This window comes from Yinghuangia soli (genome assembly GCF_021502675.1).
Classification (GTDB): domain Bacteria; phylum Actinomycetota; class Actinomycetes; order Streptomycetales; family Streptomycetaceae; genus Yinghuangia; species Yinghuangia soli.
Genome location: NZ_JAKFHA010000034.1, coordinates 26,331 through 41,066, shown reverse-complemented (window position 1 = coordinate 41,066; position 14,736 = coordinate 26,331). Strand labels below are relative to the sequence as shown.

At 70.6% G+C, this 14,736-nt stretch carries 13 protein-coding genes; 3 read left to right on the top strand and 10 right to left on the bottom strand.

Annotation, left to right across the window (positions count from 1 at the left end; all coding sequences use genetic code 11):
- Positions 1 to 137 precede the first annotated feature (137 nt).
- Positions 138 to 923, top strand: coding sequence for a FadR/GntR family transcriptional regulator (locus LZ495_RS35335; protein WP_235057237.1), 786 nt, complete (start codon positions 138 to 140; stop codon positions 921 to 923).
- Positions 924 to 948: 25 nt separating this feature from the next.
- Here LZ495_RS35335 and LZ495_RS35330 read toward each other — a convergent pair whose 3' ends face one another.
- Together LZ495_RS35330 and LZ495_RS35325 are read right to left on the bottom strand one after the other, a co-directional pair.
- Entirely contained in the window at positions 949 to 1,287 is a 339-nt protein-coding gene (locus LZ495_RS35330; protein ID WP_268823780.1) for a GMC family oxidoreductase, read from the bottom strand.
- Entirely contained in the window at positions 1,284 to 2,150 is an 867-nt protein-coding gene (locus tag LZ495_RS35325; RefSeq protein WP_235057236.1) for a GMC family oxidoreductase N-terminal domain-containing protein, read from the bottom strand. Before LZ495_RS35325 ends, LZ495_RS35330 begins: the two co-directional genes overlap by 4 nt.
- 257 nt (positions 2,151 to 2,407) lie before the next feature.
- Here LZ495_RS35325 and LZ495_RS35320 point away from each other — a divergent pair, with 257 nt between their 5' ends.
- Complete coding sequence (locus LZ495_RS35320) at positions 2,408 to 3,262, top strand: sugar phosphate isomerase/epimerase family protein (protein WP_235057235.1); 855 nt, start codon at positions 2,408 to 2,410, stop codon at positions 3,260 to 3,262.
- A gap of 56 nt (positions 3,263 to 3,318) precedes the next feature.
- On the opposite strand, the gene LZ495_RS35315 is transcribed toward LZ495_RS35320, so the two are convergent.
- The 5 genes from LZ495_RS35315 to LZ495_RS35295 are packed head-to-tail and all read right to left on the bottom strand — an operon-like array spanning position 3,319 to position 8,407.
- On the bottom strand, positions 3,319 to 4,299 hold the full coding sequence (locus LZ495_RS35315; protein ID WP_235057234.1) for an LLM class F420-dependent oxidoreductase: 981 nt from the start codon (positions 4,297 to 4,299) through the stop codon (positions 3,319 to 3,321).
- A gap of 28 nt (positions 4,300 to 4,327) precedes the next feature.
- Positions 4,328 to 5,335, bottom strand: coding sequence for an acyl-CoA dehydrogenase family protein (locus LZ495_RS45100; RefSeq protein ID WP_235057233.1), 1,008 nt, complete (start codon positions 5,333 to 5,335; stop codon positions 4,328 to 4,330).
- Positions 5,332 to 6,453, bottom strand: coding sequence for an acyl-CoA dehydrogenase family protein (locus LZ495_RS35305; RefSeq protein WP_235057232.1), 1,122 nt, complete (start codon positions 6,451 to 6,453; stop codon positions 5,332 to 5,334). The genes LZ495_RS45100 and LZ495_RS35305 overlap by 4 nt, the downstream gene beginning before the upstream one ends.
- A gap of 7 nt (positions 6,454 to 6,460) precedes the next feature.
- On the bottom strand, positions 6,461 to 7,258 hold the full coding sequence (locus LZ495_RS35300; RefSeq protein ID WP_235057231.1) for an enoyl-CoA hydratase/isomerase family protein: 798 nt from the start codon (positions 7,256 to 7,258) through the stop codon (positions 6,461 to 6,463).
- 39 nt (positions 7,259 to 7,297) lie between these two features.
- Positions 7,298 to 8,407, bottom strand: coding sequence for a zinc-binding dehydrogenase (locus tag LZ495_RS35295; protein WP_235057230.1), 1,110 nt, complete (start codon positions 8,405 to 8,407; stop codon positions 7,298 to 7,300).
- 183 nt (positions 8,408 to 8,590) lie between these two features.
- Here LZ495_RS35295 and LZ495_RS35290 point away from each other — a divergent pair, with 183 nt between their 5' ends.
- A complete protein-coding gene (locus tag LZ495_RS35290; RefSeq protein ID WP_235057229.1) occupies positions 8,591 to 10,015 on the top strand; it encodes an aldehyde dehydrogenase family protein in 1,425 nt (474 codons plus the stop codon).
- A 64-nt stretch (positions 10,016 to 10,079) separates the two neighbouring features.
- Here LZ495_RS35290 and LZ495_RS35285 read toward each other — a convergent pair whose 3' ends face one another.
- From LZ495_RS35285 to LZ495_RS35275, 3 genes are all read right to left on the bottom strand, one after another.
- Positions 10,080 to 10,547 carry a nuclear transport factor 2 family protein gene (locus LZ495_RS35285; protein WP_235057228.1) on the bottom strand — a complete coding sequence of 156 codons (468 nt, stop codon included), beginning with the start codon at positions 10,545 to 10,547 and terminating at the stop codon, positions 10,080 to 10,082.
- 61 nt (positions 10,548 to 10,608) lie between these two features.
- Positions 10,609 to 11,796 carry an amidohydrolase family protein gene (locus LZ495_RS35280; protein ID WP_235057227.1) on the bottom strand — a complete coding sequence of 396 codons (1,188 nt, stop codon included), beginning with the start codon at positions 11,794 to 11,796 and terminating at the stop codon, positions 10,609 to 10,611.
- Positions 11,797 to 11,920: 124 nt separating this feature from the next.
- A complete protein-coding gene (locus LZ495_RS35275) occupies positions 11,921 to 14,590 on the bottom strand; it encodes an alpha-L-rhamnosidase (protein WP_268823776.1) in 2,670 nt (889 codons plus the stop codon).
- Between the last annotated feature and the right edge of the window lie 146 nt (positions 14,591 to 14,736).

The following is a 14,736-nucleotide window of genomic DNA, read 5'->3' as shown; positions in this document are numbered from 1 at the left end:
TAGCTAACTTAGCTAAGTTAGACAATGGAGTCGTGCCGGTGTGTGCCCGGTGTCACGGCGCTCCGTACGATGGGGCCACGGCCGGGCAGGGCCCCGGGCCGCCCCGCAGCCGTATGCGACAAGGAAGGAACGCCGTCTTGGACGTCGCCGCGCCCCGCTCCCCCCGATTCGGCGGCCCCGTCCGCGGCGTGAGCGTCGCGGAGGAGTTGGCGGATGTGCTGCGCGACCGCGTGCTCGACGGCGGCATGCGCGACGGCGACCTGCTGCCCAAGCAGAGCGACCTGCAGGAGGAGTACCAGGTCGGCACGACCACGCTCCGCCAGGCGATCCGCATCCTGGAGACGGAAGGCCTGGTGACGGTACGCCGGGGCAACACCGGCGGCCTGGCCGTGCGCCTGCCGAGCGAGACCGATGCCGCCCGGACCTTCGGTCTCGTCCTGCGCAGCCGGCGTGTGCCGCTCGACGACCTGGCCGCGGCGGTCCGGAACCTGGAGCCGACCTGCGCCGGCCTGTGCGCGGCCCGTGAAGACCGGGACACGGAGGTTGTGCCGCGGCTGCGCGAGCTGCACGAGCGCTGTGTCGGACTGGTCGACGACCTTCCCGCGTTCGTCCGCGCGTGCCGCGACTTCCACGAGGGCCTGGTCCAGCTCTGCGGGAACACCACGATGCAGCTCCTGCTGGGGACCGCGGAGACGCTGTGGTCCGCGCACGAGCGGCACTGGGTCGACGAGGTGCCCGAGGGCTCGGACTTCACCGAGCGCATCGCGGGCGGCCTCGAGGTGCACCACGACCTCATCGAGCTGATCGCGGCCGGGGACGTGGACGGCGCGCACGGACTGGCGCGCCGCCACGTCGAGTTCGCGCAGTCGCACCCGCTTCAGGAGCGGCCCGGCGTCGCGGTCCAGTCCCTCCCGGAGAGCTGATCGGCACCGGCTGGACGCCGGGTGCTCAACCGCGCGCGGCCACCAGTTCCGCGCCGAGTTCTGCGAGCGCGGTCACCAGGAGGTGCGTCTTGGCCCTGGGGACGGTCGGCACGACGGATGCGTCGATGATGCGGAGCCCGTCGAGGCCGTGCACCCGCATGTCGGCGTCGACCACGGATGTCGCCGGGTCGTCGCCGATCCGGCAGGTGCCGACGCCGTGATAGAAGGCGTAGTGGCCCTCGGCGATGAGCCGGTCGAGTACGGCGTCGCCTGCGCGGCGCCGCGCCGTCGAGGGCGAGTCCTGATGCCGCGACGACGCGGGCGGCCAATCGCCAGCCGTCCCGCAGCCGGGCCAGGTTGTCAGGTTCGGCGGCGAACGGCCAGTCGATGCGTGCCGGGTCGCCCACTCGCCCGCCGGTCGGCGCGATGCTGCCTGCGCCGGTCGGCAGTTGCAGTGCCACGCTGATCTCGATCTCCCGCGTCCCGTCCGGGTTGCGCCGGGCGACCGGGGTCAGCTGGAGGTCGTGGTGACGAATCGAGCCCGGCGCGGTGGCACGGGCGAGCGGCGCTCGACATGGCAGTCGCCCATATGGTCACGTTCGCTCTGTCGCGCGCCGCCTCCAAGTAGGCAATGGCGTTCGAAACCCGCCCGCTTCCACGGCGGTTCATCGGAATCGCCCCGACTCCCGTCGATCCGGGGCGGCTGTGGTCGGCGCAGAACTCCAGCCCGGCGGCTACGCAGCCGTCGACGAATCCGCGTTGCAGTGATGTCCAGTCGGCCTCCGGGTGCCGGACGATAGGGATGGGCCCGGCGTCGCCGTGGTACGCCTCGGCACCGAAGTCCAGGTCGTTCTCGACGCGGTTGAGGTAGGCGAGCATGCGATCCCACCCCAGCTCGCGCGGCCACGCATCGAAGTCCTCTGGCTCGGGCCGCAACGCCACCGCCCCATTGGTCGCCGAAGAGCCGCCGACACCGCGCCCGCGCGCGTAGTTCAGCTCGCGGCCGCCCGTCGACGCCACGCGGTCGCCCCAGTTGTACGGCCACGCCACCGGCCGCGACAACGTCCGCAGCTCCTCGGGCAGGTCGACCTCGCGATGGTCGGGTCCGGCTTCGAGCAGCAGCACCGTACGCTCCGGGTCCTCCGAGAGCCGCGCTGCCAGGACGCACCCGGCGGAGCCCGCCCCGACCATCACCACATCGGCCGAAGCCACACTGCGCACGCCCATATCTGCTCCTCCAAGGTTTGCGGTCGCGATCTCGGTCGGTTCGACGGCGGATCAAGAACCGCACTGCTCCCCCACCCGACAAGACCCTCAGCTCTTTCATGGCTATCATGGCTAAGATAGCCAAACAAGCTGAGCGTGCGCTGCGCCGAGCAGTGCCGTGACAAGCAGGGCATGCGCGGGTCGGCCCGCGAGGCGTCGCCCCCTTCGACGACGGAGTTCCGCATGCCCACGACCAGGCAGGATGGTGCCGACCGCCGATGAGGTACAGCTTCAACGCGTTCAACCACTCGACGTACTACGGCCTGCCGCCGACCCTGCCCCAGCAGATCCGTGCCGCGGCGCGCGCCGGATACGACCACATCGGCCTCGACGTGATGTCCGTCCTGGCGCACGAGCGCCAAGGGCTGCCGCCCGAGGAACTGGCCGAGCTGCTCGGCGACGCCGGTCTGCCCTGCTACGAACTCGTCTCCCTGTCCATCGGCGCAGACGCCGACGCGACTGCGCGAAGTCTCGCCAACGTACTGCGCCTGGCGCCGATCCTCGGCGCGCAGCAAATCCTCGCGGTCGCGACCGGACCGGCCGAAGCGGTGGCCGCCAACACCCGGCGCTGTGTGGAGGCACTGGACGACGCCGGCCTGGGCTTCGCGCTGGAGTTCCTGCCGACCCGCGACATCGACTCCATCGGGGAGGCCCTGCGCCTGGCGGAGCTGGCCGCGCCGGCCGACCCTGCCGCATTCCGGCTGGTGGTGGAGAGCTGGCACTTCTTCCGCGGCCCGAGCACCTGGCGAGACTTGTCGGAACTCCCCGTGGACCGGATCGGGTTCGTCCAGTTCGCCGACGCGCCGGAGATGGTCTCGGCGGACCTGCACGCCGAGTCGATGGGCCGGCGGGTCCTGCCTGGCGAAGGGGTCTTGGACCTCGCCGGATTCTGCGACGCCCTGGTCGGGAAGGGCTACGACGGCGTCGTCAGTGTCGAACTCCTCTCCGACGCGTGGCGCCAAGCCCCGCTCGACGACTTCGCGGCGGCCACGCTCCTGTCCACGCGCGCTGCGTGGGAGTCGGCCGCGGCACGGAGAGCGGATCGGACAACGGGACCCGTCGCGCTTGGGTGACCTGGCGCCCGGCGTCGGCCCTGTTCCGTCGCCGGCACCAGGTCGGCTCGGGTGCCTCAGCCGCGGGTCGGGGCGAGCGCCAAAGCGTCGTCCAGCGGGTCGGTGCCGAGGCCCGGGTCGACGAACATGACCACGGGCACGGTGACACCGTTGTCGACGTAGCGCCGGATTGCAGCGCGGCACTCCTCCGGGGAGCCGTGGACGATCAGGTCGTCGACCACCTCGTCGGGCACCGCGGCCAACGCGCGCCTCCGATCGCCGGCAGCCCAGGCGTCCCACATGGGCTGCAGCTGCTCGCTCCGGCCCAACCAGCGCTGATAGTTCGCGTAGCCGGGGACGTTGAGGTACGAGGTGATCATGCGCCGGCATACAGTGCGGGCCGCGTCCGCGTCGTCCGTCGGGCAGACGAAAATGCGGCCGACCACCTCCTTGCCGGAACCGCCCTCGTGCACGTAGGGCACGACCTTCTTGACGTCGTCGGCGGAGAGCCAGTTCAGGATGACCCCGTCGGCCTCGCGGCCGGCCAGGCGCAGCATGCCCTCGCGCAGCGCGGCAAGGTAGATCGGCGGGGGCGTCTGCGGTGGGCGGGCGAGGCGGAAGCCGTCGATCGCGAAGGTCTCGTACTGCTCGGCGACCCGTTCGCCCGCGAGTGCGCTGCGGAGGAACCTGACGGTGTCGCGTACACGTTCGTAAGGGAGCTCGAAGGCCGTCGCGTTCCAATTGTGGACGATGGGCCGCGACGCCGACCCGATACCCAAGTGAAAGCGTCCTGGAGCGAGTTCGGCGAGAGCAGCGGCCGTCATGGCCAGCACGGCCGGGCCGCGGGTGAAGGGCGAGACGATGGCGGTGCCGAGGTGGGCGTCCGGGGCGCCGGTCGCGGCCAGCGTCAGCGGGGTGAACCCGTCCAGGCCGTCGACCTCGCAGCTCCAGATGTCGGTGTAGCCGGCGGCAGCCAGGTCCCGTGCGATGCGCGGGTGGTCGGCCAGTGGGGCGGAGAACGGCAGCGTCATGCCGTAGCGCTGCGGCGGGTGGTCCATGGTTTTCGTGCTGCCTTCCTAGGCCGGTTCAGCAGGTCAGTTCGTCCCAGACGGCCGCTTCGCCGCCGGCGAGTGCGAGCTTCCCGAGGTACCGCGCGCTGCCCGCTTCCGGTCCTACTTCACCCGGCCAGGACCAAAGCCGCTTGGTGTAGTGGTGCAGGGGGTATTCGGCGGTGACGCCCATGGCGCCGTGGAGCTGGTGGGCGTGCCGGGCGCAGACGGCTGCGGTATCCGCGGTGGTGATCCCGGCGGCGACCACGGCGGCACGGAACGTCGGTGAGGTGCCGCCGGACCGGGCCAGGTGGCCGACGGCCCGTTCGATCGAGGCGTCCAGGCGCACGGTCGCGACGCGCATGGCGGCAAGCGCGGCCGCCACTGCCGGGATCCGGGCGAGGGGTTTGCCGAACTGCTCGCGTTGCATGACGTAGCCGCGGGTGAGGGCGTACACACCGGTTGCGGCGCCGGCCACGGCGGCCGCGCGCAGCAGGGCGAACCGGGCCTGGGCTTCGGCCATGTCGGGAGCGTTCGCCAGGCCAGGAGCCGCGGTCCCGCGCAGGATGAGGTCGTCGCGCGGCTCGCCGGCGAGGTTGACTCCTTCGTGGATCTCGACGCCCGGTGCCTCGACGTCGACGTACGAGGCCGTGCCCGTCCGGTCGTACACCACCACGCCGCGTGCCTGGCGCAGCCACGGGACCTGCGGGATGCGGACCACCGACATCTCGTCCTCGTAGACGGCGTCCACCCCGAAGGCGATCGCCAGCTGGTCACCCACAGTTCGGTCGCCGGCGAGCACCCATGACGCCAAAGCGTTCTCTGCCAGGGGCGCCCCTGCCGCCTGCTCGCCCAGCGCGCACACGACGATAAGGAGGTCTTCGTACGTCCCGCCCGACCCGCCCCGGGCTTCGTCGACGCCGACCAAGGAGAGGCCGGCGTCGACCAGCTTCTGCCACATGGCGTCGGACGACCGTTCGGCGACCGGAATCGCGCCGGCGATGTCGGCGACGAGCGCCCGCAGTTCCTCGGCATGCTCGCTCACGGCCGGGTCTCCTGTTTGGCGATGATGGACAGCAGGACGTCGGCGGCGCCGCCGCGGATCGTGAAGCCCGGCGAGGCCAGCAGCGCCTGCGCCCAGGCCGCGTGCAGGTCGGGCCGCTCGGGGGTGCAGATGCGGCCCGCGAAGTCGACGACGTCGTTCTCGAAGGCGTTCCCCAGGTACTTCAGGGTCGCGGCGTCGACGATCGGCGCTGCCCCGTCGTCGAGGCTCGCCGCGACGTTCCGGGCGAGGCGCCGCAGCGTCGCGAGGTCGGCGACCAAGCGCCCGATCTCTCGCTCGACGTCGGCCTCGCCTTTGGGAGCTGCTTCCAGCGCGAGGGCGAACAACGGGTACGTGGACAAGAAGCGTTCCGGGCCGCCGCGCTCGAAGGAGAGCTGCTCGGTCACCTGCCGCCAGGCATTGCCGGGTGTGCCGAGCAGGCGCCGGCCGGGCACGAAGACGTCGCTGAACGTCATCTCGTTGAAGTGGTGCTCCCCGGCGAGGTCGACGATGGGCGTCACCTCGATGCCGGGGGTGGCCATGTCGACGATGAACTCGGAAAGCCCTTCATGCTTGCGGTCGGTGCGCTCGGTGCGGGCCAGGAGATAGGTGTGCGTGGCCTTGTGCGCACCCGTCGTCCACACCTTGCGGCCGTTGACAAGCCAGCCGCCCTCGACGCTCGCCGCCGTGGTGCGCACAGCGGCCAGGTCGGAGCCTGCCTCCGGCTCGCTCATGCCCAAGCAGAAGACATACTGCGCGGCGGCGATGCCGGGCAGGATCTCCTTCTTGAGCTCGGACGTGCCGTGCCGCAGGACCGCAGGACCGATCTGCCGGTCGCCGATCCAGTGCGCGGCGACCGGTGCGCCCGCGCGCAGCAGTTCCTCGTTCACCGCCAAGCGGGCGGCCTGGCTCAGCCCGCGGCCGCCGTACTCCTGCGGCCAGGTGATGCCGATCAGGCCTTGGGCGGCGAGTTCGCGGCTGAAATCCGGGTCGAAGCCGCGCATCCAGTTGTCGCTGCGCGGCGTGTACCGGCCTTCGGTCCGCCACCGGTTCGTCAACTCGCGGACCCGGTGCCGGAGATCGAGGGCATCGGAACCGGCTGGGGTCGTCGTGGCCGTCACGTGCACCTCATCGTCCGGTGTAGACGCCGGGACGCTTCTCCCGGAACGCGGCGAGCGCTTCCCTGGAGTCCTGCGTCGAGGTGACGACCGCCTGGTGGGAGGAGATGAGGTCCAAGGCCGTGCGCAGGTCGTGGCGTTCGCCCTCGCGGACCGCGCGCTTGATGAGCTGGACGGCCACCGGCGGCTGGGCGGCGAGACGCGCCGCGAACGCGTGCACTCCGGACGCAAAGTCGGCGTCGTCGTGCACCGCGCTGACCAGCCCCATCCCCAGGGCCTCGTCGGCACCGACGAAATCCCCGGTCCACAGCAGGCGCAGCGCAGTCGCGCTCCCCACGATGCGCGGCAGGTACCAGCAGCCCCCGTCCCCCGGGACGAGACCGACGCGGATGTAGCCCTCGCTGAACCGCGCGGACCGTGCGGCGATGCGGATGTCGGCCATCAGCGCCATGTCCATGCCGGCGCCGACCGCCACACCGTTCACCGCGGCGAGGTAGGGCTTGGTCAGGGCTTCGGCGGCGAAGGCGACCTGGTGGATGCGCTCGGTCAGCAGGTTCTTCTCCGCCCAGGGCGTACGCTCGCGCTCCGCGAAGGCCTCGAGGTCCACCCCGGAGCAGAACGCGTCGCCCGCCCCGGTCACCACGACCACCCGTACGTCCGGGTCCGTCTGGGCGCTACGAAGTGCCGCCGCCCAGGCGTCGACCACGTCCATCGTGAAGGCGTTCTTGCGGTCGGGGCGGTTCAGCGTGATCGTCGCGATGTGGTCGGCGACGCGGTAGTCGAGCCCGGGGCTGTCCTGGTCACTCACTGCTTCTCCTGGCTTGGCCGACGACGGTGGGGGTCGGTTCTACGGGACGATGCTGGCTCGGACGACCTCGCGGCGGTCCGCGGCACGGAACGCCTCGTTGATCTCCGCGAGCGGGAAGGTCGTGCTCTCCAGCCAGCGCTTGGGCAGCTTGTCGCGTACCGAGTCGAGGAAGACCAGGCTTCTGCCGAGCGCGTCGGGCTCATAGAGGGAGACTCCGACGATGCTCTTGTTGGTCAGCGTCAGGCGCGACGGGTCGGCTTCGTACGTCTGACCGTGCCCGATGTTGCCGACGCTCAGGTAGCGGCCGAAGCGGCCGAGCATCTTGATGCCCTCGTTGACGACGCCCGGCGCACCGACGAGTTCGACTGCGACATCCGCGCCGCCGCCGGTCAGTTGGTGTACGCGCTTGACCCGGGCCCGCTCGTCGGGCTCGACAGTGATGTCCACGACCGCGTCGGCACCCAGCTCACGAGCCAGCTCGAGGCGTTCGGCGACCGCGTCGACCACGACGACGGTCGCGGCTCCACGCGCCTTGGCCAGCGCGGTGGCGTAGAGCCCGAGGCCGCCCGCGCCCTGGATGACCACGGTCTCGCCGAATCCGAGCTGCGCGCGGTCGAAGGCCTGCATGACCTGGGCGAGTGCGCAGTTGGCGCCGCTGACCACCTCGTCCGTGAGGCTATCGGGCACGGTGTAGACCAGCGCTCCGGCCGGCAGCAGGAAGTAGTCGGCGAATCCGCCGACGTAGTACGGGGGTTCCGCCGAACTGGCAAGCATCGCCATGGTCATGCGCCCGCAGCTCGCACTGCGCCCCGACACGCAGTAACGGCACACGCGGCACGGGAAGAAGTACGGGAACACCACGCGCGTCCCCTCGACCAGATCCCCGCCGTTGGCGTCGCGCGACGCCCCCTCCCCCAGCCCGGCGACCACCCCGACCATCTCGTGGCCGAGGACGGTCGGGAGCTTGCCGCCCAGGCCGCGGGTGTTGAAGCGCCCGTGCCAGGCGTGCAGGTCACTGCCGCAGACGTTGGCCCTGGTGACCTTGACGAGGATCTCGCCGGGGCGCACGCCGCGGTCGGCCAGGGACACCTCACGGATCTCGAACGGCTCGTTCGGCGCGGTGAATTGCGCGATGCGTCCTTCGAACACTGTCGGCAGCCTTCCTGGGCCGCGGCGTCTCCGGCGCCCTGCGAGGGCGGTACGCGTCACACGGCCCGACGATGACAGGATCTTGTAATTCCTGTACATGAAATACATCATCACGAGGATTGAACGTCAAGGCCCGTGCACTCGGTGGCCGCGCCGCCGCCCGGGCAAGCAAGGAGGCACCGCATGCCCCACTTCCCCACCAAGCCCGTGTACATAGACGGCCGTTGGCTCGCCGGAGCAACCCCGGAGCCGATCCCGGTGACGAACCCCACAACCGAGGAAGTCATCGCGTACGTGCCGCGTGGGTCTGCCGCCGATGCCGACCGGGCCGTCACGGCGGCCCGGGCCGCGCAGGCCGCCTGGGCCGCGACGCCGCAGTCCGAGCGCATTGCCGCCGTCGAAGCGCTGCACAAGGCTCTGGAGTCTCGGGCCCCGCAACTGACGGACGCCGTGGTCGACGATGTCGGCACACCGCACCGCATCGCCGACAAGCTCCAGACCCGCCTTCCGCTCGTCGCCGTCCGCGACTTCATCGAGGCCGCGGACGGCATCGAGGAGCCCGCCGCGGTCCGAAACTCCCGCATTCACCGGTCGCCGGTCGGCGTGGTCGCCGCCATCACGCCGTGGAACTACCCGCTGCTGCAGACCATCGGCAAGGTCGTCCCGGCGCTGCTCAGCGGCAGCACCGTCGTCCTCAAGCCCAGCGAGGTCGCCCCGCTGGTCCCGTACCTCCTCGCCGAGGCCGTGCACGAAGCCGGCCTGCCTGCCGGGGTCTTCAACCTGATCAGCGGTCGCGGCCCCGAGGTGGGTGCGGCACTCGCGGGGCATCCCGGTGTCGACATGGTCTCCTTCACCGGCTCGACGGCAGGTGGACGGGCGGTCGCCACTGCCGCGGCGCAGGGCATCAAGCGCGTCGCCCTGGAACTCGGCGGCAAATCGGCCGCCGTCGTACTGCCCGATGCCGACCTGGCGCAGGCGGTGAAGGCGACCGTGAGCAGTTGCCTGCTCAATTCCGGGCAGACCTGCCTGGCGATCACTCGACTCGTGGTCCCGCGCCGGAACTACTCCGACGCCGTCGAAATGGCCGCCGGCGCGGCCTCCCGGTTCACCCTTGGGGATCCCCGCGACCCGGCAGCCAAGCAGGGGCCGCTGGTCTCCGCGGCCCAGCGCGAGCGGGTACGCGGCTTCATCGATCGGGCCGTCGCCGACGGGGCGAGGGTGGCCACCGGAGGCAGTGCCTGCCCCGACGGTCTGGACCGCGGCTACTTCGTCCGCCCCACCGTCATCGCGAACGCCGACCCCGGATCGGAGATCGCCCAGGAGGAGGTGTTCGGTCCGGTGCTCGTCGTACTCCCGTACGACGACGTCGACGACGCGGTCGACATCGCCAACGGCACGCCCTACGGCCTGTCCGGTGCCGTCTGGGGGCCGGACGAGGCCACGGCGATCGAGGTCGCCCGCCGACTGCGCAGCGGGCAAGTCGACATCAACGGTGGCCTCTTCAACACCGCGGCGCCTTTCGGGGGCATGAAGCTCTCCGGCACCGGCCGGGAGTTCGGACGGCTCGGCCTGGAGGACTACTACGAGATCCAGGCGCTACAGCTGTAGTCCCTGCGGCGAGGCGCATCGAGGGGCCTACCGGGTCGTCCGACCCGGCAGGCCCCTCGGCTTCTCACCGGTTCGCCGTCAGACCGCGCTGCTCGGCGAGCGTTGCGGCCTTCATGGTGTCGAGCACGACGTGCACCTCGGCAAAGCGGTACACGCCCTCTTCGCGCCGGGCCACGCCGCGCACGATTCCGCTTGCCAGGTTCGAGGGCAGTCCATCCTGGGTCGTGGTCACGAAGATGTACGACGCGAAGGACACTTCGTCGTCCGTCTCTCCGGTGATGTGGATGTTCGTGCCGTTGTGGCGCAGCGGATAGGGGCTGCCCAGGCGGTGTTCGCGCTGCCACGCGAGCACATCGGCACGGCCGCGGTTGTCCGAGGCGATGAACTCCTCGTGCGGGTGGTCTCCCGAGTCCGTGCGCGTGGTGAACCACACGTCCTCGGCGAACGCGTCCTCCCAGGCGTCGAAGTCGCCCTCGTCGTAGATGAACCACCAGCGCTGCAGCAACTCGTGGACGGCCAGACGGTCGTGCATGGCGTAGCTCTCCTCAGGTAGGTACGGGGTGAGACCGGGGGGCGTCCGGCATGGCTGTGCGTCAGGCCGGCAGAACCAGCGGGTCGCCCATCCGCGCGTACGCCTCGCAGATGTTCCCGGCCAGGAATCCGTCGCGGACGTCGGCGGGCGTCTCGGCGAGTTCCTTCGCGTAGAACTCGACCGGCGTCAGGTTGCCCTCGAAGTGCGGGATGTCGGAGGAGAACACCGCGACGCCCGGGAGCTGCTCGAAGAGTTCGAACGGCAGCTGCCCCATGTTCGGCAGCGGCGTGATCCGCACATTGCGCTGCACGTACTCCGAGGGCTTCAGCGGCAGCTTGTACTCGTGCAGGAAGACGGCCGACTCCGGCGTGGCGCGGCCGTCCATGTTGGCGACGGTGAAGGGCACCCAACCGATACCGAGTTCGGCGATCAGCGCGGTGAGCCTGGGATGGCGCTCGAACACGCCGCCGAAGACCATGGCGTTGAGGAAGACCTCGCCCATCTGGTGGGTCTGGCCCGTGGCGATGTGGGTGAGGACGCTCGGGTCTGAGGTGTTGGCGTACCCGGGGTCGAACGCCGCATCGGCGAGGCCGACGTGCAGGATCGCGATCATGCCGAGGTCTTCGGCGGCGGACCACAGACGGTCGAAGTCCGGGTGGAACAGCGGGACTCCGCCGACTGCCGTGGTGGTCACGTGGAACGCACGGCTGCCCAGCGCACGCATGCGCGTGAGCTCCCGGACCGACCAGTCGAGGTCGTCGTAGCGCAGCAGAGTGACCGGCAGCAGACGGTCGCGGTGGTCGGCGGTGGCCTCGGCCAGGTGGGTGTTGAGCGAGCCCACGGCGAGCTTGCCGAGCTCGGTGTCGCGGATGAGCGACATGTACACCATGCCCAGGCCGCTCATGATGTTCTGCACCGCGATGCCCTGCTGGTCGAGCAGGCGGACCCGCGCCGCGGCGTCCACCTCCTGCCACTGGGAGTGGCCGCCGAGGTTGAAGTCCGCGGGCCGCTCCTCGGGGAAGATCGTGCGCATGAACGGCGTGGTCATGTCCGCCACCGGGATGCGCGCCCCGCGGGCCGCCGTGTGGCGCAGCGGGAAGGCGGCGTACGCGAAGTGCTCGGGCGTGTTCGGCGCGAACTCCGGGTCGTCGTCCGGCAACCACGCCGGGAGCTGTTCCCGCAGCTTCGGGAACTGGTCGAGCCAGTCCCGGGCGGGTTCGAAGTGGGCGTCGACGTCGATGACGGCCATGGGGTGCGCTCCTCGTGGTGAAGCCGTGCGGGCAGACGGGCATCCAGGTCCCGCCCGAGGGAAATAAAATACGTCATACACAAAAAAGACAAGGGTGCGCCGACCGGTCCCTTGAGGCCCTCGATCAGACCCCCGTCGGGCAGCTGTAGTCGTGTGTACCTGGTGTCGCTCGGAAGGACCGCCCGTCGGGCAGGCGGACGTCGGCCTCGCTGCCCGGGGGGATGGTGACCGTCAAGGTGAAGGCGCCGTTCTCTTCGATGCGCCAGGCGGAAGCGATGGTGCCGTACGGCGAGTCCAGAGTCGCGGAGGCCGACGTCAGCCCGCCGCCGGGGACCGGCGCGATCTCGAAGCGGCGGTATCCCGCGGATTCAGGGTCGGGGTCGGCCGGCGGCCGGATCCCGGCGACGAAGTTGTGCAGGAACGAGATGACCGCGCCCTTGCTGTAGTGGTTGAGCGAGGCGTGGGCGACCCCGGCTTCGTCGATCCCGTTCCAGTGCTCCCAGATGGTGCTGGCACCGCGGTCGACCATGGTGAGCCAGGACGGTTCGGTGTCCTGGAAGAGCAACTCGTAGGCGACGTCGAGGTGGCCGGTTTCGGCGAGGACGGGCAAGAGGTAAGGAGTGGCGAGGAATCCGGTGCCGAGATGGGTGCCCGCATCGCGGATCAGCCCCACGAGGCGCTCGGCTGCGGCGGCGCGCAGGTGCCGGGGAACGAGCCCGAAGGCGAGCGCGCGTACGTACGTGGCTTGGGTGTTCGGGGTGAGCGCACCGTCTTCGGCGAGGAACTCGGTGCGCCAAGCAGCAAGGACGTGTTCGGCGAGGCGGGCGTAGCGGTCGGCCTCCTCGGGGTGGCCGGTCAGCGCCGAGATCCGAGAAAGCAGCGACGCCGAGCGGTACAGGTACGCGGTCGCCACCGCGCCGTGGTCGGCCGTGCGGAACGCGTTCTCGTCGACGCCGGGTTCGGTCCACTCGCCCCAGTGGAAGCCGGCGTCCCAGAGGAACTCCTCGTGCGGCGCTGCCTCGGGGCGAGAGGCAGCCCGGCCGGGGTGGCGCCGGGTGCGGGCGCGTTCGGCGGCGAACTCCACCCAGCGGACCATCATGGGCCGGAACTCGGCGAGCGCGTCCAGGTCTCCGTAGGAGCGCCAGAGCTCCCAGGGCACGATCACCGAGGCGTCGCCCCAGGCCGATGAGCCGGCGAACATCTCCAGGATCTCGGCGGGCAGGTGTTGTACGGCGCGCCCGCCGGGGTCGGGGGCGAAGTTGGTGAGGCAGCCGTCGTCCCACTGGTCCGCGGCCAGGTCCCGCAGCCACTTGATGGAGAAGCCTGCCACGTCGTAGAGGAAGGCGGCCGTGGGGACGTAGAGCATCCAGTCGCCGGTCCAGCCCGCGCGTTCGCGCTGGGGGCAGTCGGTGGGGATGTCGCACGCGTTGCCCCGGAAGCTCCAGTCGGCGATCTCGTGAAGGCGGTTGATCCGGTCGTCGCTGCAGTGGAAGTGCCCGGTGCGGCGCAGGTCGGTGTGCACCACGACACCGGTCACGTCGTCCGGCGTGAGAGGGGCACGGGCTCCTTCCACCCGCACGTACTGGAAGCCGTGTGTGGTGTGCCGCGGTTCGAAGACGCCGCCCGCCCGGTCCCCCGTGACGACACGGTCCACCTGCCCGGCGGGCAGCGGTTCACCCGACTGGAAGTCCTCGCCCCGCAGGTGGTCGGTCGTCACGTCGCCGTCGGCGTCCAGAGCCTCGCCATGGGTCAGCGACAGTTCGGCTGCGGCCGGCAGCGCGAGGCGGATCCAGCCGTTGATGTTCTGGCCGAGGTCGACGACCTGGTGCCCCGACCCGAGGACTGCGACCGAGCGCGGACGGAGTTCTTCGACGCGCCGCACCGGCGGCGCCGGCGACGCGGTCAGCCGGGCGAAGTCGTCGTACAGGCCGCCCGATGCCACAGACGCCTTGGCCCACAGAGAGGCGTCGAACCCCGGCATGGACCACCCGGGCTGCGCCCGCCGCAAGTCGGACTGCTGGCCGTCCATGAGATCGGCGGCGATGATCTCGGCTGTCGACGTGGTCCACGCGTCGTCGGTGCCCAGCACGGTCACCGTGCCGTCCTCGTGTTCGGCGTGCAGTTGGAAGAGCAGTGCCGTCCGCTCCCCGAAGCCGTCGGCGATACGCATGGCACCTGCCCGCCCCCGGAACCATCCGTCGGAGAGCACGGCGCCCACGGTGTTCGCGCCCTCGTCGAGCAGTTCGGTGACGTCGTACGTCTGGACGTGGAGGTTGTCGCGGTAGGCGGTGTACCCGGGCGTCAGTTCCAGGTCGCCGACCCGGACACCGTTGAGGAAGGCCTCGTAGATCCCATGAGCGGTGGCGTACAAGCGGGCCCGCTTCACCGGGGCGCCGAGCAGGAAGTCCCGGCGGAGCAGGTGCGCCGGCCGGTCGCCGGCCGGCGGCCGCGGCTCGGCGTCACGGGGCTCGATCCACCGGGCGGACCAGTCACCCGGTCCGAGCAGCCCGGCCTCCCACGAGGAAGCCTCGGACCAAGGGCTCTCCCCCAGGTCGGTCCAGACCTTGACCTGCCACTCCACCCTCTGCCCCGCGTGCGTGGCAGGACCGGCGAAAGGCACCAGAACCGAGTGCTCTGCTTCGATCCTGCCTGAATCCCAGGCCCCGGTGCGTACCCGGTACGCAATTTGCCGCACGGCTCCGCTCGGCAGCTGCCAGGACAGTCGCGGACTCCTGACGTGCAGTCCCGTCGGGGCGTCCAGGTGCTCGACTCGGAGGTGGTGCGGGGCGGCCATGCGGGCTCCAGGGCTGGTCACGGGTGCAGGGTCAGAAATGAATCGTTTCATACATGCGTCCGACACCTACTCGCCGCGGCGTAGTTGTTACACAAATTATGCCGACCACTCTCTTCCCCTCCCGTCCGGAAGATCAGAACCTGCTG